The sequence below is a fragment of the Bacteroidales bacterium genome (genome assembly GCA_012517825.1).
Taxonomy (GTDB): domain Bacteria; phylum Bacteroidota; class Bacteroidia; order Bacteroidales; family JAAYUG01; genus JAAYUG01.
The window spans coordinates 1-23,472 of sequence record JAAYUG010000037.1; the positions used below are offsets into that span (position 1 = coordinate 1).

General features: G+C 45.6%; 15 protein-coding genes. 6 read left to right on the forward strand and 9 right to left on the reverse strand.

Features of this window, described 5'->3' with window-relative positions:
* From GX419_02635 to GX419_02645, 3 genes are all read left to right on the forward strand, one after another.
* Positions 1 to 187: hypothetical protein (locus tag GX419_02635; GenBank protein NLI23591.1), on the forward strand; the 187-nt coding region annotated here is incomplete at its 5' end.
* A 3-nt stretch (positions 188 to 190) separates the two neighbouring features.
* Complete coding sequence (locus tag GX419_02640) at positions 191 to 1,207, forward strand: radical SAM protein (protein ID NLI23592.1); 1,017 nt, start codon at positions 191 to 193, stop codon at positions 1,205 to 1,207.
* A gap of 116 nt (positions 1,208 to 1,323) precedes the next feature.
* Positions 1,324 to 2,178: a hypothetical protein gene (locus GX419_02645; GenBank protein NLI23593.1), complete on the forward strand. Its 855-nt coding sequence runs from the start codon at positions 1,324 to 1,326 to the stop codon at positions 2,176 to 2,178.
* A 60-nt stretch (positions 2,179 to 2,238) separates the two neighbouring features.
* Here the strand turns inward: GX419_02645 and GX419_02650 are convergent, their stop codons facing one another.
* The 4 genes from GX419_02650 to GX419_02665 all read right to left on the reverse strand — a co-directional run bounded on the left by GX419_02650 (position 2,239) and on the right by GX419_02665 (position 11,138).
* Positions 2,239 to 6,855 (reverse strand): transporter substrate-binding domain-containing protein, encoded by a 4,617-nt coding sequence (locus tag GX419_02650; GenBank protein ID NLI23594.1) that lies wholly within the window; start codon positions 6,853 to 6,855, stop codon positions 2,239 to 2,241.
* A 164-nt stretch (positions 6,856 to 7,019) separates the two neighbouring features.
* Entirely contained in the window at positions 7,020 to 7,811 is a 792-nt protein-coding gene (locus GX419_02655) for a hypothetical protein (protein NLI23595.1), read from the reverse strand.
* Between the two features lie 96 nt (positions 7,812 to 7,907).
* The gene (locus GX419_02660; protein NLI23596.1) at positions 7,908 to 10,784 is read right to left on the reverse strand and encodes a hypothetical protein; all 2,877 of its coding nucleotides are present in this window, start codon (positions 10,782 to 10,784) and stop codon (positions 7,908 to 7,910) included.
* Between the two features lie 3 nt (positions 10,785 to 10,787).
* Positions 10,788 to 11,138 carry a translation initiation factor gene (locus GX419_02665; GenBank protein NLI23597.1) on the reverse strand — a complete coding sequence of 117 codons (351 nt, stop codon included), beginning with the start codon at positions 11,136 to 11,138 and terminating at the stop codon, positions 10,788 to 10,790.
* A gap of 181 nt (positions 11,139 to 11,319) precedes the next feature.
* Between GX419_02665 and GX419_02670 the strand changes: the two genes are divergently transcribed.
* A complete protein-coding gene (locus GX419_02670; protein NLI23598.1) occupies positions 11,320 to 14,406 on the forward strand; it encodes a DUF2723 domain-containing protein in 3,087 nt (1,028 codons plus the stop codon).
* 71 nt (positions 14,407 to 14,477) lie between these two features.
* Here the strand turns inward: GX419_02670 and GX419_02675 are convergent, their stop codons facing one another.
* Positions 14,478 to 15,461: a polyprenyl synthetase family protein gene (locus GX419_02675; protein NLI23599.1), complete on the reverse strand. Its 984-nt coding sequence runs from the start codon at positions 15,459 to 15,461 to the stop codon at positions 14,478 to 14,480.
* Between the two features lie 62 nt (positions 15,462 to 15,523).
* On the opposite strand from GX419_02675, the gene GX419_02680 reads away from it, so the two are divergent.
* The gene (locus GX419_02680) at positions 15,524 to 17,023 is read left to right on the forward strand and encodes a DUF5106 domain-containing protein (GenBank protein NLI23600.1); all 1,500 of its coding nucleotides are present in this window, start codon (positions 15,524 to 15,526) and stop codon (positions 17,021 to 17,023) included.
* 13 nt (positions 17,024 to 17,036) lie between these two features.
* A complete protein-coding gene (gene carA, locus GX419_02685) occupies positions 17,037 to 18,119 on the forward strand; it encodes a glutamine-hydrolyzing carbamoyl-phosphate synthase small subunit (protein NLI23601.1) in 1,083 nt (360 codons plus the stop codon).
* Positions 18,120 to 18,283: 164 nt separating this feature from the next.
* Here the strand turns inward: carA and GX419_02690 are convergent, their stop codons facing one another.
* From GX419_02690 to gltB, 4 genes are all read right to left on the reverse strand, one after another.
* On the reverse strand, positions 18,284 to 18,928 hold the full coding sequence (locus GX419_02690; protein ID NLI23602.1) for a hypothetical protein: 645 nt from the start codon (positions 18,926 to 18,928) through the stop codon (positions 18,284 to 18,286).
* 86 nt (positions 18,929 to 19,014) lie between these two features.
* A complete protein-coding gene (locus GX419_02695) occupies positions 19,015 to 19,296 on the reverse strand; it encodes an RNA-binding protein (protein NLI23603.1) in 282 nt (93 codons plus the stop codon).
* Positions 19,297 to 19,379: 83 nt separating this feature from the next.
* A complete protein-coding gene (locus GX419_02700; protein NLI23604.1) occupies positions 19,380 to 20,804 on the reverse strand; it encodes a glutamate synthase subunit beta in 1,425 nt (474 codons plus the stop codon).
* Between the two features lie 26 nt (positions 20,805 to 20,830).
* On the reverse strand, positions 20,831 to 23,472 hold a 2,642-nt coding region (gltB, locus tag GX419_02705), incomplete at its 5' end, for a glutamate synthase large subunit (GenBank protein NLI23605.1).

Below are 23,472 nucleotides of genomic sequence, written 5' to 3' on the forward strand. Positions count from 1 at the left end.
AGCTATTGTGCGAATATTACTGGATGGTACAAAAATTGATCCCCGTCGCCTCACTGCCAGCGGCAGAGGAGAATTTATGCCCGTCGATCCGGCCAAAACCAAAGAGGCCCGGCAAAAAAACCGTCGTACCGAAATCATTCTCACTCCCAAGCTTGACGAGCTTCTTAAAATTCTCGAATCGGAATAAACGGTGAAGATTACCCGAACCTATATTCTTTCCTGGAAGCATTTCTTTGCCGATCTTTTCCGAATCCTGCACTTGCTCACTCCCGCACGGATCGGCAACTGGCTTCTTCTGGAAGGATCCTACCACATATCGGCGGTAACGGGCAAAATAAAACATTACGGTAACCCTTCAGCGTTTTCTGTTGAATCGTCGGCCCTCTGCAATCTGAAATGCCCCGAATGCATCACCGGTTCCGGCCGGCTTTCAAGGCCCAAAGGATTAATGGACATGGGGTTGTTTCGTTCTGTTATTGAACAAACCCGGAAAAAATCAGTGTGGATTCAGCTCCATTTCCAGGGAGAGCCCTTTCTTAACCCTCTCCTCAAGGATATGATAGCTTTTGCCACACAGAACAAAATGTATTCAAGCATTTCAACCAACGGACACTTTCTTGCCGGGAAGAATGCAGAGGATATAATTGACGCCGGCCTCAGCAGAATCATCATTTCCCTGGACGGAATCACCCAGGACGTTTACGAAACATACAGGACCAATGGTAATTTCCTGCAGGTAACTGAAGGCATCAGGACGCTGGCACGAATCCGCCGGCAGAAAAAAGTCCATCACCCCCTGATATTAATCCAGTTTTTAGTGTTCAGCCATAACCAGCACCAAATGAAACAGGCAAGGAAGCTGGCAAAACAACTGGGGGCTGATGTGTTTTCTGTCAAAATACCGCAGATACTTGACCCTGCCCGACCCGATAGGGTATTTCCTGCCCGAGGCAAATGGTCTCGGTATTCCAGTAGCAAACAGCACCAAACGCATAGACCATGCCACCGCATGTGGACCTCTCCTGTAATAACATGGGATGGATTTATGCTGCCATGCTGTTTTGATAAAAATGCCGCCTATTATTATGGCAACCTGAACCAGTCATCTTTTTGGGAGGTATGGAAAGGGGAAAAAGCCATGCTGTTCAGACAAAAAGCATTTTGTCAAATTCCATCACCAGAAATTTGTCTAACATGTATAGAATAATTGTTTATTTTTTATGCTGTTTTTGTTCAACATAGTAATGATTTACTAAACAGGTATTTAGGTTCTGTTTTTGTTTCAAATGAATTTTTTGTATCTTAGATGTTTCATAAACTTACATGGAACCAAGAAAGATAACGGTAAAACACTATCTTAACCTGCGGGCTAAACCTCAGTTTCATGGGAAGGAAAAATTCTACCCTCTTTATATTCAAATTATTGTTACCGGGAAAAAAGCGCAGATCAAAAGCCGCATCAATGAACACCTGAAAATATACAGAAGTGATATCGAACGGATTACCCACAATGACCTGGAACTCAAAAATCTGTTTCTCGAAGGGTATTTCAGTGAAACCTGGCTCAAGCTGATGCAGAAGCAGAAGCTTTTCCCCCTCTGGCATCTTCTGAATGATGAAATCAATGTGATCACTCGTATTATCAAATACCACGACCCGTTTCACAATAAGGATTTTTCCCTTTCCAATTTCAGCGTTGAATACCAGAAGCATTCTACTGAAATTACACATATACTCGACGAAAGCATAAAAGAATGGTACCGGGATGAACTGAAAAACCTTTTTCTGAAAACCATAGACCAGGATGAAAACAAAGAATTGTTCCGGCTTACAAATTATTTTATACACTTTATCAACTGGAACAATTCGTTCAGTTCTTTTTACGAAACTACCTTTGAAATACTTCCCAGCGAGCTGAAAATGCTTGAAAACATGCTTTCAAACGAATTGCGTGTGTCCATTAAAGCCTACCTTGCCTTTCATACCAAAGTAAATATTCTGAAGCGATTTTTCGAGAAAAGAGAACTTGGCCGCATTTCAATCCTCTCTTACCTCGACTGGGAAACTGATATACGTGAATTCCTCCGGAGCGAATTTGAAAAGATTTTCGGTGAACAGAAGGCTCTGGAGTATATTATTAGCCTTGATGATATCCTGACAAAGAAAATCAAACAATAATTTCCTCTCCAGCCGGAATCAGATTTTTTTCTTCTTGAACCCGGAATATTCAGAGCTTTCTCAGACGCGGATGCCTATGACCAGAACATCATCAGTTTGCTCATAATCTTTTTTCCACTGAAGAAAACGCTCCTCCAGAATGTCATACTGGCGGCTCATTGGCAGGGCAGATATTTCCAGCAGAATTTCCTTAAAGGTTTTTCGAAGCATTTTTTTACCTGATGGCCCACCGAACTGGTCTGGATAACCATCTGAAAACAAATACAGCATATCGCTGGCCTCCAGCGTTAACAGATGATTTGTAAAAGACACCATGTTCCGGTGAATCCCGATGGGCATCTTATCCCCTTTAATTTCGAGGAGTTCACCTTTCCGAACGATCACCAGGTTATTATTGGCCCCTGCAAATTCACCCTTCCTGGTGACAGGATCAATTATGCATAAACCCATATCAATGCCGTCCTTATGCTCTGTTTCGGTTCCTTTTTGCCCAAGAATTCTTATAATGTAACTGCGTATATTATCCAGCAGGAGGGCAGGAGTAATTTCATCGTTTTTACCTACAACTTCAGTAAGGAAAGTAATACCGAGAAAACTCATGAAAGCTCCCGGTACTCCATGGCCGGTTGAATCGGCTGCTGTAATGATCACCCGCCCGTTTTTTTGTGCAGCCCAGTAAAAATCGCCGCTGACAACGTCTTTCGGACGGAAAAGTATAAAATGATCAGGAAGAATCCTGTTCAGATCATCATTGGAAGGAAGGATGGCCTTCTGAATCTGGGCTGCGTATTGTATGCTGTCAAGTATTTCCTTTTTCTGCTGATAAATCTGATCTCTCTGACGCTCAGCCAGATCTCTCTGCAATTCAATTTCCTCATTGGCATCTTCGAGTTCCCTCGTCCGCTCTTTTACCAGCTTCTCCAGCATTTCTTTCTGCTTCTGTATCCTGTATATCCTCCACTGGTTAATCAGAACAAAAACGGTAACAATCAGAATAATGAGACTAATTTTAAAGATCCAGGTTTCATACCAGGCTTTGCGTATCATAAAGCTGTACTTCTGAGAATAGCCCCAGATGCCGTTTTTCCCGCGCGCTTTGTAAACAAACTCATACTTGCCCGGTGGAAGATTCGTATATACCGCCTTATAGTCCATTCCCTTGTTGTAGGATGAATAATCATTTTCCAGACCCCGCAGATAAAATTCATACTCCACTGAGCCTTCATCAGAAAATGTCAGAGCCGAAATTTCAAATACAAGGTTGTTTTCTTTTCTTTTAAACTTTCTATGGTTTTCGGGTTTAATCTCCTTCCCGTTCAGGAAAATCCTTTCCAGATAGCAGATTGGTGCATAGGCCTGAACCGATGCAGCCCGCAAATTAAAATTCGACAGTCCGTGGTAGGTGCTTATCCATAAAATTCCGGAAGCGTCAACAAAAAGACCCCCGGTGGTAATTTCTCCTCCGAGCAGACCATCCTTTGTCGACATACTGAGTTCTTCCCTTAAAGTGAGCTTGTTCAGATAAACAAAGCCCTTGTTTGTACCCAGCCACAGATATGCTTTGTTTTTGGCCGGAATGATCGATTTGATAACGACATCCGTCTGGTTTGAATAAGGAACCTTCTGAAGTTCATTGTTTTGTAATACATAAAGCCCGTTGTCCGTGCCGATCCAGAATTTCCCTTCGTCATAACATACCGACCAGGTAGCATGACCGATATCTTTGACAAGCCGGAAACCATAATTGCCAAATTCAATGATTCCATTCCGGTTGCCGCCATAAATCCTGCCTTCCGCTTCGATAAGAGTATGAACATTTGATGTGGCCCGGTTTTCATACGTAATTACGGGGTCGCCCGGATGGCGAAGATAATAGACCTTCCCTTCCGAACCGGTCATAAGAAATATTTCTCCCTTTGAGCTGATAAACATTCTTTCCAGCCGGAGAAGCGGCTGATGAAAAGTGAATGTTTTTGCAACACTTCCTGAAGCGGGGTTCATCAGGTACAATTTTTCTGCCGTTGCAATAACTATCCTTCCGTCAGGATATTTTCCCAATACCGCTCTACCCGGTGTGATGCCTAGTTTCTTACCAACGTCTGTAAGCCGGCCGTCGTAAGAAAAAACGCCGTTGTTGGAGGCAATCCATATGGACCCCTGTTTGTCCTGGACAACGGAATAGACATAGCTGTTAATTATGTTCGGGTTGAAGTTTCGTAACCCTTTTTTGTTTGTCATCCTCTGCAATCCTCCGCTGAATCCTATCCACAAATTATCTTCCGTATCTTCATAGAGCGAAAGAATGGTATTGTTCTTCAATCCGATTTCCTGCTCGAATACTTTGGCCCGCTGATGTAAAGAAAACACCTGGTAAAACCGGTAATCGGAAAGAAGCCAAACCCCGCCGTACCGGGAAGCCAGGATCTTTTTTATCGCCCCTCCTGACAATCCCAGAGTTTCATTCAGCCGACGCACCTGATGAAGTTTCCCTTCCGCCAGATCAGAGGCTCCTATAATAAATAATCCTTTGGGGGTTGAATACCATATGTTTTCATTCGGATCAATCAGCAAAGACAGGCAGGGTTCACTGGTCAGCCGGATAAAATCGCCTCCGGGATTCAGTAAAAATATGCCTTCACTGGTAGCAAAAAAATAGGAACGGGTTTTTGGAATGCATCCCATATCAGAAACTGCGGGAATACTTCCGGCATAGCTGACAATCTTACCCTCAGGACTCAGCATATGAAGTGCCGGATTACCAAGAAACCATTTGTTCTGAAAGGAATCAACGTACACACCTGCAAACGGTTCTCCCTCCAGAAAGATTCGTTGTATTTTCTCACCGGCCATAACGGCAATACCTCTTGAAGTAGCAAAATACAACGTTCCGGAAGAATCAACAGCCATCCCGTTAACAGCATTGCCCGGAAGTCCGTTATGCCGGTCGTATACCTGCATTTCACGTCCGTTATACCTGGCCGCGCCGGCATTGGTGCCAAACCACATATACCCGCGTTTATCCTGTAGGATGGACAATACATCTTCCTGCGGCAAACCGTCTTCAGTGCCGTACAAAACGTATGGAAACTGCCCTGCCTGAAACGATTCATAATAATTGTCCATTATCGCTTCGGTGGAAAATTTGTACTCTGTATGCAGGGATTCCTGGAGAATTTTAAGCAGGCCATTCCTGTTTGACTCGGCTATAAAATGCTGAAGAGACTTTTTTAAAAGGGGCTGATCCTTTCTCACTGCCCAGCAGATTTCGGTTTCGCCCATCGGAAATTTGATTTCCAGCTCGGGATATTCCGATAGTTCAAAAAATGCATTCAGAATAATGGCATAATCAGCTTTGCCACTGCTCACTGCTTCGAGAAAATGATCCACATCAGTATACATCAGATCCCTGCATCCTTTTCCGAGCAGAATGTCTTCGTAAACGGTACCCTTCGCCACTACCCCTCTCAGCTTCAGTAAATCTTTATCATTTGCAATATGTGTCTTTTTTCTTGCAACCAAAGAATATTCACCGGGGAAAAGAGGCACCAGATCCACCTTATTTGTCCGCCAGTAAACCGGCACAAAAATGTCACAGGCTACGTCAAAACAGTTAAACCAATCGGGCGTATAAGAACTGTCTTTGACAATTTTACCTTCTTTGTTTTCAAAGTATTTCGAAGAATTTGGCGTAATGACATAATCCAGCCTCACTCCCAGGTAATCAGCAAACTCTTCGGCAAGCGCATGCATAAATTGCTTGTTCTCGCCTTCATGAAATACAAAATTCCTTTCACGAAACGCAACAACCAGTTCCTTTGCGGCAATTATCTGGTCGAGGTCACGGCGGATATATTTCGGCCGCGCTGTCTTGCGCAGCTGGGCAACATATGATGAATATCTGATATGAAACTTGCCGGAAAAGATTCTGTCGAGAACCCCGTTTTCTGCAATTGCTTCAAAAAAATCCTCCACCTCAAAACGCAGATCGCTGTTTTTTTCTACTGCCCAAGCACTTCTCGAAATCGGACTAACCGGAAACGCTATCCTCACTTTCTCCTGATTCTCGCTGAAGAACTGTAAAGCTTCATCAGCATCCAGAACGATTCCGAATACTTTCCTTTTGAGAAGAAGTTCCTTTGATTCATCTGTTGTTTTAACCGGTATCAGCTGGATGGCGTCTCCGGTCTCCCTGTTTATCTCCTGCATATGGGTTTCAAAACTCGTTCCTTTCATAAAGGCAATCTTTTTCCCCGAAAGATCCCTGTAATGTTCAGGAACAATGCCTTCGCTCCCGACCAGCAATAGTTCGGCCGAATAAAGCGTGCGGGCAAAATCGAACAGCCTCTGTCTCCATTCCAGGATTGAAAAGGTACTGCAGACAATATCAACCTTTTTAAATGCATCCGGTGTATATCTGATGGAAGGATTTGTTTCAATATCGGAAGGAATCTTTCCGTTCCTGCTGAAAACCTCGTTCCAGTCAATGGTAACCTCAACAGGTTTGACATTCAGATAACGTGCAAACTCCAGAGCCAGAGGATAATTAATATTCGCATAATCCCATTGCGTTAATCCGATATAGAGCTTGCCGCTTCGTTTGATTTCCTGAAGACTTCGCCCCTCCGAGGGAATGGTAAAAACTATGCCAACAATCAGGCACAGAAAAAAAAACAGCAAATGCCTTTTCCGACCTGAATAAAAGCTTTCCCTCCGAAACCATCGGAGTGTTCCGGCAAACCGAAAAAAGGAACCGGAATTTTTGCTATGTTGTCCAGAAAATCCTGGAGCATTGCATTTCACGAAAGGCATTGCTCCGGCAGGTTGGAAAGTTAGGGGGTTCATTATTGGGCAATAAATTGATACCAGATTTTCCCTTTTTGTCTGGCAGGTGCAGCAGGATCAGCATTAAATTTGCTCCGCAGGGCATATTTCACCGCCGCATCGAAAAGACATTCATCGGACGTGGTTGACTTTTCCGGGACAACCCGGGCCGAAATAACATTGCCCTGCTGATCCACGTAAATTTCTGTTTCCACCAGACCCTGTCCTTCACATTTATAAACCGGTACAGGAATAAATCTCTGTTTCCTTTTCGGTGCTTCAAATTCAAACATGATGGTGGTGGGTCCACGGTAAATCTTTTCTTCCGTCTTTTTTTGCGGGTTCTCCTGTTGCACCTGAAGCCCGGCATCACTGCGTTCGGTACTTGCCTCGTTGTTCTGATTCATTTCTGCCGACTGCGGACTTTGCAGTGCCTTAAATCCGGGCAAATCCATCTTCTGTTCAAGCTCCTGAATGTATTTCTCAGTGCTTACCTCATCCTTCACCTTTTCTGCAGCATCAACTGCTATATTGCGACCGATAAATCCATCGGTCATTTTTTCAACCGAAGGTTGCTCCTTCTTTATTTGTTCCAGTCTTTCAATTTCCTCCGTCTTTAATTCTTCAGGAAATTCAATCATTATTTCCTTGGGCGGATAATTGGTCCGTGTTATTATTCTGGTACTCAGAAAAATAAACAACACAAGCAAATGGAAAGCAATGGTTCCCAGCAAACCGGTTATATTGAGCCGTAAAAAAGCTGAAAAGAGCCTTGTTACTCCGTTGATAATATGTCGGATTTTGTTGAACACATTTTTAGCATTGGCAATTGTGCAAAATTACTAAGGTTTCATTAAGATGAAACAAGAATTTTTTTGTTTCCGGCCCGGCGTCATTGTTCTCTGATTCTAAAAATCCGTAAGATCAATATTGATCAAATGAGTAAACCTGAAGGTATTGAATTCCGGAATATAAATAACACGCACACCCAGCGAAAAGGGAAAAATAATACGGAAAAGATGAAAATCGGTATATAAAGTTCCTCCGCAGGAGAAAAAATCCTTTTCGTTGAACCCCTGCCGGTTCTCACTGAGAATTTTACCGGAGGCATAGTCGGCAAACATATCTGCCCTCAGCCGTTTTACGTACAACAAAGTCTGAATATGCCAATCGGGATACCAAAGGGGAAAACGGTAATCAATACTCCATCTGTGCATTTCGGAAGAAGTGGCAGGCACATACCCCCGCGGAAAATAACCTCCTGATGAATAGAGATAGCGGCTCCTGCTGTAAAACTGATTCAAAAAAGAATAGTTGATGAACGAGGAATGATGTTTCCCTAATCCGGGAAGGAAAATCCCGAACTTTCCGGTAAGCAGCGGTCCGATATCATCTGCACTGAAAGGAGAAAAATTCAGATTCAGTTCGGCAACCTGCCCGAAGCGCGGACTGATATCGCGCGGGGCAAGGCGAAGATACCGGTAGCCGTAAAGACTGGCAGTAAAAAAATGTATGCCACGTACAAATACTGCCTGATCAGGCTTATAAAACCAATCGTTTTTAAACTCCCATTCCACGGAGGGGTTAACATACTGCAAGTAGGCTCCGGAAGTAAGATTGAGCGGAAAAGAAATCCGGGTGCTTATCATCGAATGATCTTTCGTTAGGGCTGGCAAGGTATTGGTCCCTGCCTTATAAACCAGAGGCACGCCTCCCTGTTCTGCCTGAATTCTGAATACCGGATAAAGGCCTGCATAGGTCCATGTCCCCCTCCAAACGGGATACCCCTGCGACCAATCGCTTCCAAGTGATAAAAAAGAAGTATTCAGTAAATCCTGGCCCAGTATCATAAAACCGGCACCTGCCGCTGGGTCTCCCTGCCGCAGAAGGTCATAGTCGGCATACAGAGGAAGCCAGCTATGAATTTTGAAAAGATGAAGCCATGGACGATAAGTGGTCTCTGAAAATGACCGGGAATCCAGGTCGGAGAAACCCGCTTTCCCTGTCCTCTTATCCCGCCCGGAAGTAATAAACGGATCATTTGTCAGATTAGTGCCGTTCCAACGCGTCCAAAGATTAGTATCAAGGGGAATTTCAGCAACATCGTAACCAGCAGGTGTGTAATCACTGAAAATAATGCGTTTTCCGTCGGGAGAAACAGAAGGGCTGGCGGCTCCGTAACGGACGGATGTCACCTGCCATACAGACGAATCAAGGCAGTTCAGCGCGAAAATGTTACAGATGCCTGTATATCCTGAACGGAAGAAAAGCCACGGCCAGGCTCCGGCCAGATCGCCCAGTTCCGCAGTAGTTGCCGGCAGGAACGAACTCCATGCATTGCTTTCCATGTCGTACTTCCAGATACTCTTGCCTTCCCGTTCCTGAAGCAGAACGCCTATTTCGCTGTCGCTGATCCAGCAGGGTTCCATAAGCATTGCATTGCCCGGCGATGGAATCTCTCGCAGGATCGTACCGTCCTGTGTCCTCAAAACAACCAGCGATACTGCATTTTCAGGTGTAATCCCCACGGCAGTAATCCGCGTTCCATCACCAGATAATACAGGCGCAAAATAACGAGACCGCTTCGTAACCCGATATTGTTTCCCGGAAGATAAATCCAACCTTTTTATGACCGAAAAACTGCGGTTCTGCCAGCGCACATCAGTCCTGATTTCTGTCCATACCAGTTGATTCCCGGCAACAGAAATCCTTACCAGATTTTCTGACCCGTAATGCAGAATCCTTTTTTCTTTCCCGTCTTTCCCGATTTTTACAAAAGAAGGGACTTCCCCCAGTCCCGATTTGCAGGCAATTACCATACTGTCATTGAAAAATACCGGAAAACGATAGGTAATATATTCTCTGGGGTTTCGCTTATTCCAAACTTTTTTTCCGGGATAAATCTCCGCAGGTTCCTGATGATTCCATTTTTCCCGAAGATCCTGCATGGCTTTTTTGTAAAGCCCCTGCTGGTTATAGCCTGTTGTTCGTTTCAGACTGATTCCAAAGGGATACAGCAGGTATGGATTACGTGCAGTAAAATCAATAGCTTTCGGAAAAACATCTGCTTGATATTTTTCTTCAGTCCATGAAACCATACCATAGCCATACTGATAATAATCCGGTACAAAATTCCTGTAGGAACCCAGCATAGCTTTCAGAAACGGGTAAGGTTCCGGTTGCGAAAGAAGCAGTGTTCTAAGTTCCATATGAAAGGAGGGCAATTGACCCCGATGGCCAATCCCCAGCATAGTTTCGGTACGGACAGCGTCACCCTCGAGAAACCAACGCGGTATCAGGCCTGAAACGGCTCCCGGACCCTGTTCACCTGCCAGAATCCCCAGGCCCTTTGTAAAACCCTGATTGAGTTTCTGCAACTGGACAATGTGCCGGTATTCATGAATGGCCAGTTGTGTCAGCCAGTCCTCAGCATCAATGTCCTGCGGAGGGAGAGGGTAAATTTCCATACGCCAGGGAGCCCATACAACAAATCCATTCGACAAAATGCTGTAGGGATGAAAAACAACGGGAAACCTTCTTGCTGAAGATGCCAATGGGCGGGAAACTGGTTCTTTATACGTTTCCAGCAGAAAAGCAAAACGTTTTGCTTCCGATGAAAAAGCAACCGGATAGATCAGCCGGAAATGGCTTCCTTTTAGCTGCATCCATTTAATTTCTGAAGGGTCCTGGCCGCTTGTATAAAACTGACCCTTCGCTTCAGGAAACATCAGCTGAAGAAATCCCAGAAACAATACAATCTGCTTAACCCTGCGCCCTGGCTTCATCCATCACCCTCCGGCCTTTTTGGCTTTGTAACCAAGTTGCTTCAGCAATTCCATTATGCGCTCCGCAACATCTCCCTGAATAAGAATTTCTCCTTCCTTTACACTTCCCCCTGTACCACAGCGCGATTTAAGAACTTTCCCAAGGGCTTCAAGGTCCTCTTTCTTTCCCTTAAATCCCTTGACAAGCGTCACTGTTTTCCCCGAACGGTTTTTCCGGTCGGTCATAACCCGCAGATCCTGATGCCCGGGAGGCAGGGTTTCTTCCTCCTCTTCTTTTTCCCTGGATTCATATTCAAAATCAGGATTTGTTGAATAGACTATACCACTTCTGTTTTTGAACGACTTTTTTACCATGAACCTGAAAAATGGATTACATTTTGCAATATTAATGATAACCTGCCATTTTTTCTCCTGTTGCCATTTCTCTCCAAAAGTGAATATCCCCTGTGCCGGAAAATCAAAAGGAAAAATATAGTAACTTGCGACCGCAAAATTACCAAAGAGTCTGGTTATCATTCAGTAGAATCAAACCCTTATGAAAAAATTCAGGTTCTGGAATAACCTCATCGGATGGATTGTATTTGGTATTGCTGCCTTAACCTACCTGCTGACGCTGGAACCGACAGCAAGCCTGTGGGATTGCGGCGAGTTCATCTCTTCAGCTTATAAACTGCAGGTCGGCCATCCTCCCGGGGCACCTTTGTTCATGCTTATGGCCAGGTTTTTCTCACTTTTTGCCGGAGGAGATGTAACCAGGGTTGCTGTCATGATTAATGCCCTGTCGGGTCTGGCAAGCGCCTTTACCATTCTGTTTCTTTTCTGGACAATCAGCCACCTGGCCCGTAAAATCATTGCACCTGACGGTCTTTTTACAACCGGCCGCCTTATTGCCATATTCGGCAGTGCTGCCGTTGGAAGCCTCGCCTACACTTTCTCTGATTCATTCTGGTTCTCTGCTGTTGAGGCCGAAGTGTATGCCACTTCTTCCCTGTTTACTGCCGTCGTATTCTGGGCTATGCTCAAATGGGAAAACGTAGCTGATGAAAAACATGCCAACCGGTGGCTGATCTTCATAGCATACCTGATGGGGTTATCCATCGGGGTACACCTTCTGAATCTGCTGACCATTCCTGCCCTGGTGCTGATTTATTATTTCCGGAAATACCAGCCCACTACAAAAGGATTTATTTATGCTTTGCTAATTGGCATGGTCATCCTCGGAGCCATGATGTACGGGGTTATCTCCGGCGTCATTAAGGTGGCCAGCTGGTTTGAACTGGCTTTTGTCAATGGTTTCGGACTGCCGTTCAATTCAGGGGTTATTTTCTATGCGGCCCTTCTTGTAAGCCTTATCATAATTGGCATCCGGTATACCATACACCACCGGAAAGTCCTGCTGAACACAATTATTCTTTGTTTTACCGTGGCTCTCATCGGATATTCATCGTATGCCACTATTGTTATCAGAGCCCTGGCTGACCCTCCCATGGATGAAAACAGCCCTGACAACGTTTTTGCCTTACTCAGCTATCTGAACCGCGAACAATACGGCGACAGGCCTCTTTTCAAAGGACAATACTACAGCGCTCCCATTATTGACGTTGCCGAAGGAGATAATGAATATGCCCAGCTTAATGGCAAATATGTTGTAATTTATAAAAAGCCAAAGTATGTATTTGCCCCTGAACTGACGGGTTTTTTCCCCCGTATGTGGAGCAATGATCCTTCGCACATCAGGGTTTATCAGGACTGGGGAAAAGTAAAAGGCAAGCCGGTACGAATTACCGGACGGGACGGAAAAACACAGACTTATATCCGGCCGACATTTGCTGAAAACCTTCGGTTTTTTATCGGCTATCAGCTCGGCTACATGTATTTCCGCTACTTTATGTGGAATTTCAGCGGCCGTCAGAACGATAACCAGGGAGACGGTGGGATAACCAACGGAAACTGGATTACCGGAATTGACGCCATCGATAGCATGATGCTTGGCGATCAGGCTTCCCTTCCTGAATACAGAAAAAACATTCCCTCAAGGAATACGTATTATATGCTGCCGCTTTTGCTGGGAATCATCGGACTGCTGTATCAGCTCCAGAGAGAAAAGGATGAAAAGGCTTCTGCCTTCTCCCGCCGCCGCAAGGATTTCTGGGTTGTATTCACCCTGTTCTTCATGACAGGAATTGCTATTGTGATTTATCTGAACCAGACACCCTTACAGCCGCGCGAACGGGATTACTCCTATGTTGGTTCGTTCTATGCTTTCTCAATCTGGATAGGACTCGGCGTGGCAGCTATCTGGGAAGTGCTTGGTCGAAAAAGGGAAACCCTGAAAGCCATTCTTGTTACAGCACTGTGTCTCCTCCTTGTGCCGGGCATTATGGCCAAAGAAAACTGGGACGATCATGACCGCTCCGGCAGATATACCACCCGCGATCTTGCCGCCAATTACCTCAAAACATGTGCTCCCGGTGCCATTTTATTTACCAATGGCGACAACGATACCTTCCCGTTATGGTACTGCCAGGAAGTAGAAGGCATCCGCACCGATGTGAGGGTTTGTAACCTCATGCTGCTCAATATGGACTGGTATATCGACCAGATGAAACGAAAGGCATATGAATCCGATCCTCTGCCTTTATCCATGACGCGCGACAAGTATGTCTCAGGACGCAGAAACCAGATTTACCTTCTCGACAGAATCAAGGAACCTATCACTGTGGAAGATGCCGTTAAATTCGTTCTGAGCGATGATCCCCGCACCAAAACCATTCCAAACTATCCGGAACTGGTAGATCACATACCCGGCAAGAACTTCCGCATCCCGGTTGACACATCAGTTGTGCTCGCCAACGGAACTGTAAAACGGAAGGATGCTTCGCTTATCGAACCTTTTGTCCCCTGGAATATCTCCAGAAACAGCATCAGCAAAAGCGAATTTGCCGTCATGGACCTGTTTGCAACCAACAAATGGCACCGCCCGGTCTATTTTGCCTCGGTAGGAACGGAAGGAAGCTTCGGCCTGAACGACTATACACAGCTTGAAGGCTTTGCCTGGCGGTTCGTACCCATTAAAACACCAGACCGGAATTTCTTTACCTACGGAAGAATAGATACCGATATCCTGTACGATAATCTGATGAATAAATTTCACTGGGGACGAATGAATGCTCCGGATGTGTACCTCGATTTTTTTACTGTGAGAACGATTGCAATTGTCAGAATGCGCAGCCAGTTTAACCGGCTGGCAGAAGCCTTGCTCCAGGAAGGTAAAAAGGACTCTGCGCTGAATGTACTCGACCGCATTATGGAACTTACACCCAACAGTAAGGTACCTTACGACTACTTTACCCCGGGCACAATTGAAGGCTACTATAAGGCTGGCGCAACTGCCAGGGCAAATCAGATTCTCGATGAATTTGCCGAAATACTCGATAAGGATCTTTCTTACTTTTTTGGACTAAAAAAGAAATTTACCGAAAGGGCATCAATTGAAATTCAGGAATGCCTTCAGAATCTTCAGCAACTGATGATACTGGCGCGCACCTATAATCAGAATGAAAAAGCCAGCAAACTGGAACAGAATTTTACATTTTATTATCAGCAATTCCAGAACCTATAAGGTTTAACGGCGGATTGAACAGCGGGGATGTCGAAAAATTTTTTTCGACATCCCCGGCAAAAGATCCAAACTCAGCTCTTCCTGTCCAGAAGGAGGAGAAAAAGGTTTCTTAGTTCTGCCTTCCCGGCCGGGTCGGCAGCTATTCTGTCAAGGGTCATCAAAGCCTTATCGGCATAAGATCGGATTAATTCGCCGGTTACTTCATCAATACGATATTTCCGGAATATGGATGTCACGGCTTCTATTTTTTCACCAACAGTAAAATTGCCCTCAGATTCTCTGCTGTAATACTCCTTCAGTATTTTCCGGTCTTCAGGACTTGCCAGCTCCAGCGATTTAATATACAGATACGTCTTTTTGTTGCTTCTGATATCACCTCCGATTTCTTTTCCGAAAGATTCCACATCGCCAAACGTATCAAGAAGGTCGTCCTGCAGTTGAAAAGCGAGACCAACGTTGATGCCAGCTTCATACAGCAGATCAGCGGTTTCACCACTCGCTCCTCCGGCAATGGCGCCGATTTTCATGCACGCCGCCAGCAAAACCGATGTTTTCAGCCGGATCATTTCAAGATACTTTCCCACCGGCACTTCTTCCAGCTTTTCAAAATCCATATCCATCTGCTGGCCTTCACATACTTCCATCGCCGTTTGGTTAAATATCCTGACTGCTTGCAGAAACACTGCCTCCGGCACCATGGTTAATAGTTCATAAGCCTTAATCAGCATAGCATCACCCGATAGAATGGCAACATTCTGATTCCATTTTACATGGACTGTAGCATAATTCCTGCGCAGGGCAGCATTATCCATAACGTCGTCGTGCATCAGGGTGAAATTGTGGAACAATTCCATGGCAAGAGCTGCAGGCACCACCTTTCCAGAATCGTTGCCAAACAGGGAATAACACATCAGGGTTAATACCGGCCGGATACGTTTACCACCCATCCCCAGAACATAACGAATTGGTTCATACAGCAATTCAGGCTCCTTTTTCAGCTGCAGTTTTCTGATTTCCTCTTCTGCGAGTTTACGCGCCTGATCAAATGTCAGCATAACATTTCATTTAATTTGTGTATTTTCGCATCCCGGATGTTCGTTCTTTTATCGTTCCACATATGAGAGCTTCTTTCTGCAAACGTATTTTCCTCCTTATTTCCGTTATCCTTTTATGCAGTTTTACCCACGCTTTATTTGCCCAGGGATACGAAATCAAGGTTAAAGTTAACAATCTTCCCGAAGCTACCATAATTCTCGGCCACCATTTTGCTACCAATCTGCTTCCCGACGATACCATTAAACTCGACAAAAAAGGGGAAGGTGTTTTTAAAGGAAACGATAAACTCAAGGAAGGAATGTATTTTCTGTACTTCCCTTCCCGCGTAATAGTGGACTTTCTTGTCGGAAGCGATCAGGTTTTTACCATCCAGACAGATACAACTGACCTGCAGGGAAAAACGGTTGTTACCGGAAGCACTGACAATGAAGTGTTCTTTAATTACCAGAAATTCATTGCTGAAAAACGCCGGCAACAGCAAAAACTGCAGGAAGAATTCCGCACCGCTTCCGATAGCGCATCCAAAAACAGGATTACGCAAAAGCTCAGGGAGATTGACAATGAAGTCCTCGCCGAAATAAATAAGATTCTTACCAATTACAAGGGATACTTTGTGGCAGATTTTGTAAAAGCTACACGCGATATTGAAGTCCCTGACTATCCGAGAGACGAGCAGGGGAATGTGCTTGATTCGGCTTTTAAATACCAGTATTATAAGGCACATTACTTCGACAATATGGATTTTACTGATGCAAGGCTTTTAAGAACCCCTATCTATGACGAAAAATTCAAGTTTTATTTTCAGAAAGTCTTGCTTCAGGTTCCCGACAGCCTGATCAAAGAACTCGACCCCCTGATTGAAAAAGCCAGAAAAGACCCCGAGGTGTTCAGGTATGTGCTCGTTACCCTGTTCAATTACTATGCCCAGAGCCAGATTATGGGACATGACGGCGTTTTCATCCACATTGCAGAGAAATATTACATTCCTGAAGCAACCTGGGCCAATGCTGACTTTATTAATAAACTGAAGGATCAGATCAGTAAACGGAAGCCTTTGCTAATTGGCCAGACTGCCCCTGATTTCCAGCTGGTACTTATTCCCGATGAACATTTCAAACAGGCCGCCACCGACACTACTGCTGCAGCAAACGTCTATGTTGGAAGTTTCTTTCGGTTAATGAATGTAAAGGCAAAATATACCATCCTTATGTTCTGGGAATGTGACTGCGGGCATTGCCAGAAAGCCATGCCCGAACTGCATCAGGTTTTTAACAGGCTCAAAGATAAGGGTGTTCAGGTTGTTGCCGTCCACATGCTCGGCGGTGCAGAGGGAAAGAAAAAATGGATCAAATGGGTGAACGACCATGAACTCTACGGATGGATAAATGCCTGGAATCCTTATGATTATAAATACAAGGAACTCTACGATATTAAAAGCACTCCCATTTTGTATCTTCTTGATGAAAACAAAAAAATAGTTGCCAAACTTATTACCCCCGAGGCGGCAGAAGAAATCATCAATGCTCTGCTGAAAGAAAATAGTAAAAAACCTCTTACTTAACAGGATTTGAAGAATGAACGAATTGGCACCGATCAAACTGATTCTTGAAGACGGAAGCGTATTTTCTGGCAAATCATTTGGGTATCCCGGCTCTGTTTCAGGTGAAGTTGTATTCAACACAGCTATGACCGGGTATCCTGAAAGCCTCACCGACCCTTCCTACAAAGGGCAGATTCTGGTTCTCACCTACCCGCTTGTGGGAAATTACGGAGTGCCCGGTGCGGAAACCGAAGATGATTTGTTCAAGTTTTACGAATCTTACACCCTGCACATCAGCGGACTCGTGGTTTCTGACTATTCTTTTGAATACAGCCACTGGAATGCTGTACAAAGCCTGGGCGACTGGCTGAAAAAACATAAGGTCCCGGCAATCACAGGAGTTGACACACGAAAACTTACCAAAATTCTCCGTGAAAAAGGAACTATGCTGGGCAAAATTGTTTTCAATAACCAGGACGTTGATTTATATGACCCTTCCAAAGAAAACCTGGTGGCAAAAGTCAGCACAAAAGAAAAGAAAATATTCGGCACCGGAAAATACCGCATCCTCCTGATCGATTGTGGCGTAAAGTACAATATTATCCGGAATCTTCTGAAAAGGGATACAACCATCATTATGGTTCCATGGAACCATGACATCAGCAAAGAAGAATACGATGGTTTGTTTATTACCAACGGACCAGGCGATCCCAAAATGTGCCGCGAAACCATTCAGAACCTTACGCTCGCCTTTCAGGACGACAGGCCTGTTTTCGGCATCTGCCTCGGAAACCAGCTTATGGGGCTCGCCGCCGGAGCGGATACCTATAAACTGAAATACGGGCACCGAAGCCACAACCAGCCTGTTATACAAGTGGGCACACCCCGGTCGTACATCACCTCCCAGAATCACGGGTATGCTATCAACAACAACACCCTGCCGGGCGACTGGGAACCCCTGTTTATCAACATCAACGATAATACAAACGAAGGAATCCGGCACCGCAAAAAGCCTTTTTTCTCTTCCCAGTTCCATCCCGAAGCATCCGGAGGCCCCACCGATACAGAATATCTGTTCGATGACTTCATTGAACTCATCAGAAAAACAAAAGGATAAACCGGCCAATGGGATATGTTTTAACCCGGATTGCGCATCAGGAGAGCAAGCAAATTAATATGCAGTGCCTAAGCTTTGCGAAAAAGCATCCGGGTTAACCCCGCTGGAACACAGTGAAAGCGACCTTTATGACACATTGCGCGTTTTTGATGCGCAAGGTAGGTTTACGACAGAATAAGTTCACCAAAGTACTCAGGACGATGAAAGTCGGGGGCAAGCGTTTTGATCTCCGACCAGCAAAGGTAATGCGGTTTGGAAAGATCATCCCCGCATTTATAAAAATTGGCCCTTAAAACAATATTTTTCTCAAAAGCTGATACATGCTTACCAAAAACCGAAACAGGAAGAAAGACGGTTAGCTCCCAGCTTACCTTTCCTGATTTTTCAGGAAAAGGTTTTTTGCCAAGAGACGACATAACATCTATACTTCCAATTACCTCCGCCGGTAAAAACTCCCGGTCGTTTCTCGATGAACCGAATGCCGCGAGCATGTTCCCAATGGCATTGAATTCAAAATTATAGTATCCAAGGGCCCCAGGAGGTGATACGAAAAACTCCACACAACTGTCCTTATAAACCGGTTCGTTCGGCTGAGTATAGATCGCCTTCACACAATCTTCGTTTACGTAATATTTTAGAAATAAGCCACGGAGCTGCCATGCGCATTTTACTTTCACATCCGGTTTATATGGGAATTCTTTCCAGGGGGTATACCCAATCTGAAATCCTTCAGGCAGGGTATCAAAAAACCTGGATGCCTCACTCAGCAGTCTGACATCTGAGGGCATCTGAAAAACCATTCCTGTCATATGATCAATTTTCGGCCAAGATACAAATAAAAAAGGCTGTCGCAATTGGGACAGCCTTCTGACAAGTCAGTTATAGGTAGAAGATCCTAGCGTCGATGTCCGGAACCTGAATAATTGCCTCTGTCTTCTCTTGGCCTGGCCTGAGAGACTTCAATAGGCCTGTTATTCAATACATATCCGTTCAGGCTGGCAATAGCCTTTTCCGCCTCCTGATCATCCGGCATTTCAACAAAACCAAATCCCTTGCTCCGGCCGGTGAACTTGTCACGGATTACCTTTGCTGACTGAACCGCGCCGCAGGTTGCAAACAGATCGTTCAACTGCTGGTCGGTTACCTTGAAATCGATGTTTCTGATATAAATGTTCATGACTAAAAAAAATTAATTCAGACAAAGGTAACCATTCTTTGATTAATCAAAACATTTTTCCTGTGAAAATGTATTTTTTCGCTTTATAGGCTTTTCAGATACCTGTCAATATCTTCGGCAGCCTTGCGTCCGGAGGCAATGGCACGCACTACCAGAGTGGCTCCGTTTACAGCATCTCCGGCGGCAAAGATTTTCGCCCTGCTTGTCTGATGGTTCTTGCTGACATGAACATTCCCCCTTTCCGAGAGTTTCAGTTCAAGATCTTTGAGCAAACCCTCCTGCACAGGGTGAAGGAAACCAAGCGACAACAGAACAAGATCGGCCGGAATAATTCGTTCCGTCCCCGGGAGTTCCTTCATAGCCATTTTTCCGTTCGCATCTTTCTCCCAGGCTACCTCAACAACTTCTGCGCCGGTAACGTTTCCGTTTTTCCCGATAAACCGTTTGGTAGACAATGACCAGAAGCGCTCACACCCTTCTTCATGTGAACTGGATACCTTCAGCACGTTGGCCCAGTATGGCCATGGATTATCAGGAGTGCGTTCTTCGGGAGGCTTCGGCAGAATTTCAATTTGTGTTACCGATTTGGCTTTTTGCCGGTTTGCTGTTCCAACGCAATCCGATCCGGTATCACCTCCTCCGATAACCAAAACATGTTTCCCGGTGGCCAGAATCCGGTCCTTCTCCGCAATCCGATCGCCTCTCACAACTTTGTTTTGCTGGGTCAGATAGTCCATGGCAAAATAAATGCCTTTCAGGTCCCTGCCTTCCACCGGCAGATCCCGCGGTTGCATGGCACCAATGGCCAGGCAAATGGCATCAAATTCATTCACAAGTTCTTCAGCAGAAATATCTTTCCCCACATGTACGCTGGTGCGGATTACCAATCCCTCTTCGATCATAAGCTGAACCCGCCGGTCAATGACGTTTTTGGCAAGTTTGAAATCAGGAATCCCGAAGCGCAGCAATCCTCCCACTTCATCATCTTTCTCAAAGAGGGTTACATGGTGACCGGCCTTGTTGAGGAGATCAGCACATGCCAGTCCGGCAGGACCGGAACCTATCACCGCAACTTTTTTCCCTGTCCGGAAAGCCGGAGGCTGAGGTTTTATAAGCCCCCTCTCAAAAGCTCTTTCTGCAGTAGCCGCTTCATTCTCCCTGATGGTTACCGGCTCTTTATGAATGTTGAGCGTACACGCTTTTTCGCACGGTGCCGGACAAACCCTTCCGGTAAATTCAGGAAAATTATTGGTAGACTGCAAAATGTCGATAGCTTTCTTCCAGTCGCCCCGATATATTGCATCCTGCCATTCAGGCATATTGTTCATTACCGGACAACCCCACTGGCAAAAAGGAACTCCGCAGTCCATGCAACGGCTTGCCTGCAGCCGGCGATCCTCCTCGTCAAGTGTCTGCTCTACTTCGCTGAAATCGAGAATCCGCTCACTGATCGGACGATTGCCTCCCTCTTTTCTCTTAACTTCCAGAAAACCCTTTGGATTACCCATATCGCTTCCGTTTTCTTTGTTATCGTTTAATAATGATACTGAGGCGAATCTTCCGTCGCCTCAAGTTTTTTCCGCAATGCCTCCAGTTTCTGTTCTTCAAGTACCTTCTTGTATTCCATTGGAATAACCTTGACAAACATAGGCAGGTACTCATCCCAGTTGGATAGGATAGTCTCTGCAACCCGGCTTCCGGTATACAGCAAATGGTTATTCAGCAACATCTGTACTTCCAATATATCGGTACGGTCTTCCAGGGGCGTTAATTCAACAAGCCCTTTGTTGCAGAAATATTCAAAGTTTCCGTTCCGGTTCAGGACATAGGCTATGCCGCCCGACATACCTGCGGCAAAGTTCCTTCCGGTAGAACCCAGCACAACCACACGTCCTCCCGTCATGTATTCACAACCATGATCACCTACTCCTTCCACGACAGCAAAAGCTCCGCTGTTGCGTACGGCAAAACGTTCTCCCGCTATCCCTCTCACGTACAGTTCTCCGCTGGTAGCTCCATAAAGTACCGTGTTTCCAATGATAATGTTCTCTTCCGGAACAAACTTACTTCCTGCAGGAGGAACCACTATAATACGCCCTCCTGAAAGTCCTTTTCCGAGATAATCATTGGCATCTCCCTCCAGCGTGAAACTTATCCCGCCGGCCAGAAATGCACCGAAACTCTGGCCTGCCGAACCATAGAAGCGGGCATTGATGGTATTGTCTGGAAGTCCCAGTTCACCGTAATGGCGCGCTACCTCCCCGGAAAGCATGGCCCCTACAGCCCGGTCGGTATTGTTGATCGGCTTCGAAATCCAGACTTTTTCCCTGCTCTTCAATGCCTTCCCGGCCAGCTTGATAAGTTCCCGGTCAAGAATATCGTCAATGGGATGAATCTGATGCGTTACCTGGTGCAAGGGAAACTTCTCAGCTTCCTGCGGCTTGTGAAGGATTCGCGAAAGATCAACGGTACGGGCTTTCCAGTGGTCAACATCGGTGCGCTGTTCCAGCAATTCGGTCCTTCCAACCAGATCATCAAATTTCCGGATTCCCATCTCTGCCATTATTTCCCTTACCTCTCTTGCCAGAAAACGGAAATAGTTAACAACATAATCCGACCGGCCGATAAACCGTTTGCGCAATTCGGGATTCTGGGTAGCTACTCCTACAGGACAAGTATTCAGATGGCATTTTCGCATCAGAATACAACCAAGAGTAACAAGAGCGGCAGTAGCAAAACCAAACTCTTCCGCTCCCAGAATACCCATCAAAACCACATCAAGGCCCGTTTTTAATTGCCCGTCAGTTTGCAGACGCACCCGCCCTCGCAGATTGTTCTTCACCAGGGTCTGATGTGCTTCCGAAATACCCAGTTCGATTGGCAATCCGGCATGCTTAATGGAACTGACAGGGCTGGCACCGGTTCCCCCTTCATTCCCACTGATAGTGATCAGATCGGCACGCGCTTTGGCTACCCCGGCTGCAACCGTACCTACTCCATGTTCCGATACAAGCTTAACACTGATTTTTGCTGTCGGATTCACGCATTTCAGGTCAAAAATCAGCTGGGCAAGATCTTCAATCGAATAAATGTCATGATGCGGAGGAGGCGAAATGAGTGTAATTCCCGGCGTGGAATGCCGCAGACGCGCAATGATCTTATCTACTTTGTATCCGGGCAACTGTCCTCCTTCACCCGGCTTCGCCCCCTGGGCCATCTTGATCTGTATCTCATCGGCATTGACCAGATAATTGGTAGTAACACCAAATCTGCCGGAAGCAACCTGCTTGATGGCACTCCGTATGAGCGAGCCATCCGGCAGGGGTTTGAACCGCTCTGCATCTTCTCCGCCTTCACCCGTATTGCTCCGGCCTCCAATGTAATTCATGGCCCTGGCCAATGCTTCGTGGGCTTCCTTGCTGATAGAACCATACGACATGGCTCCGGTTACAAACCGCTTCATAATGCTCTCTTCCGGCTCAACTTCCTCCAGCGGTATCGGGTTCTTCTTGTAATTCAGAAGGCCCCGTAAAAAGTTGGGTTCACGGTTCTGTGAGTTCACCAGATTGCTGAACTCCTTGAATTTTTCGTAATTATTTGTCTTGGTTGCCCACTGAAGAAGAGCAATCGTTTCAGGATTCCATCCGTGAAACTCCCCGTCTTTCCGCCAGTGATAAATACCAACGGTATTAGGATATAAATCCTTCACCGGACGCTTGCTGAAAGCTTCCCTGTGCGGTATTGAGGCCTCCTCGGCAATTTCCTTTAGCCCTATGCCTCCGATGTTGGACGGGGTTCCGTTGAAATACTTCTCAACAATCTCATTGCTGAGTCCAATGGCCTCAAAAATCTGGGAACCATGGTAGCTTCGCAGAGTAGAGATGCCCATTTTCGACATGATCTTCAGAAGACCATTGTCAATGGCCTTGATATAATTCTGCCGGGCTGTTTTGTAATCCAGCGGTATTTCTCCTTTCTTGCACATATCATCCAGCACGGCAAATGCCATATACGGATTGATTACACTGGCACCATAACCGAGGAGAAGGGCAAAATGCATGACTTCCCTGGCTTCGGCTGTTTCAACTATAAATCCAATCTGCATCCTTTTCTTCACGCTGATCAGGTAATGATGAAGGGTTGAAACAGCCAGCAGGGAAGGAATAGGTGCATGAT

Coding starts and splice junctions, on each gene's coding strand:
- GX419_02645 (NLI23593.1), top strand. CDS start 1,324: ATGGAACCAAGAAAGATAACGGTAAAACACTATCTTAACCTGCGGGCT.
- GX419_02660 (NLI23596.1), bottom strand. CDS start 10,784: ATGAAGCCAGGGCGCAGGGTTAAGCAGATTGTATTGTTTCTGGGATTT.
- GX419_02665 (NLI23597.1), bottom strand. CDS start 11,138: ATGGTAAAAAAGTCGTTCAAAAACAGAAGTGGTATAGTCTATTCAACA.
- GX419_02670 (NLI23598.1), top strand. CDS start 11,320: ATGAAAAAATTCAGGTTCTGGAATAACCTCATCGGATGGATTGTATTT.
- GX419_02675 (NLI23599.1), bottom strand. CDS start 15,461: ATGCTGACATTTGATCAGGCGCGTAAACTCGCAGAAGAGGAAATCAGA.
- GX419_02680 (NLI23600.1), top strand. CDS start 15,524: ATGAGAGCTTCTTTCTGCAAACGTATTTTCCTCCTTATTTCCGTTATC.
- carA (NLI23601.1), top strand. CDS start 17,037: ATGAACGAATTGGCACCGATCAAACTGATTCTTGAAGACGGAAGCGTA.
- GX419_02690 (NLI23602.1), bottom strand. CDS start 18,928: ATGACAGGAATGGTTTTTCAGATGCCCTCAGATGTCAGACTGCTGAGT.
- GX419_02695 (NLI23603.1), bottom strand. CDS start 19,296: ATGAACATTTATATCAGAAACATCGATTTCAAGGTAACCGACCAGCAG.
- GX419_02700 (NLI23604.1), bottom strand. CDS start 20,804: ATGGGTAATCCAAAGGGTTTTCTGGAAGTTAAGAGAAAAGAGGGAGGC.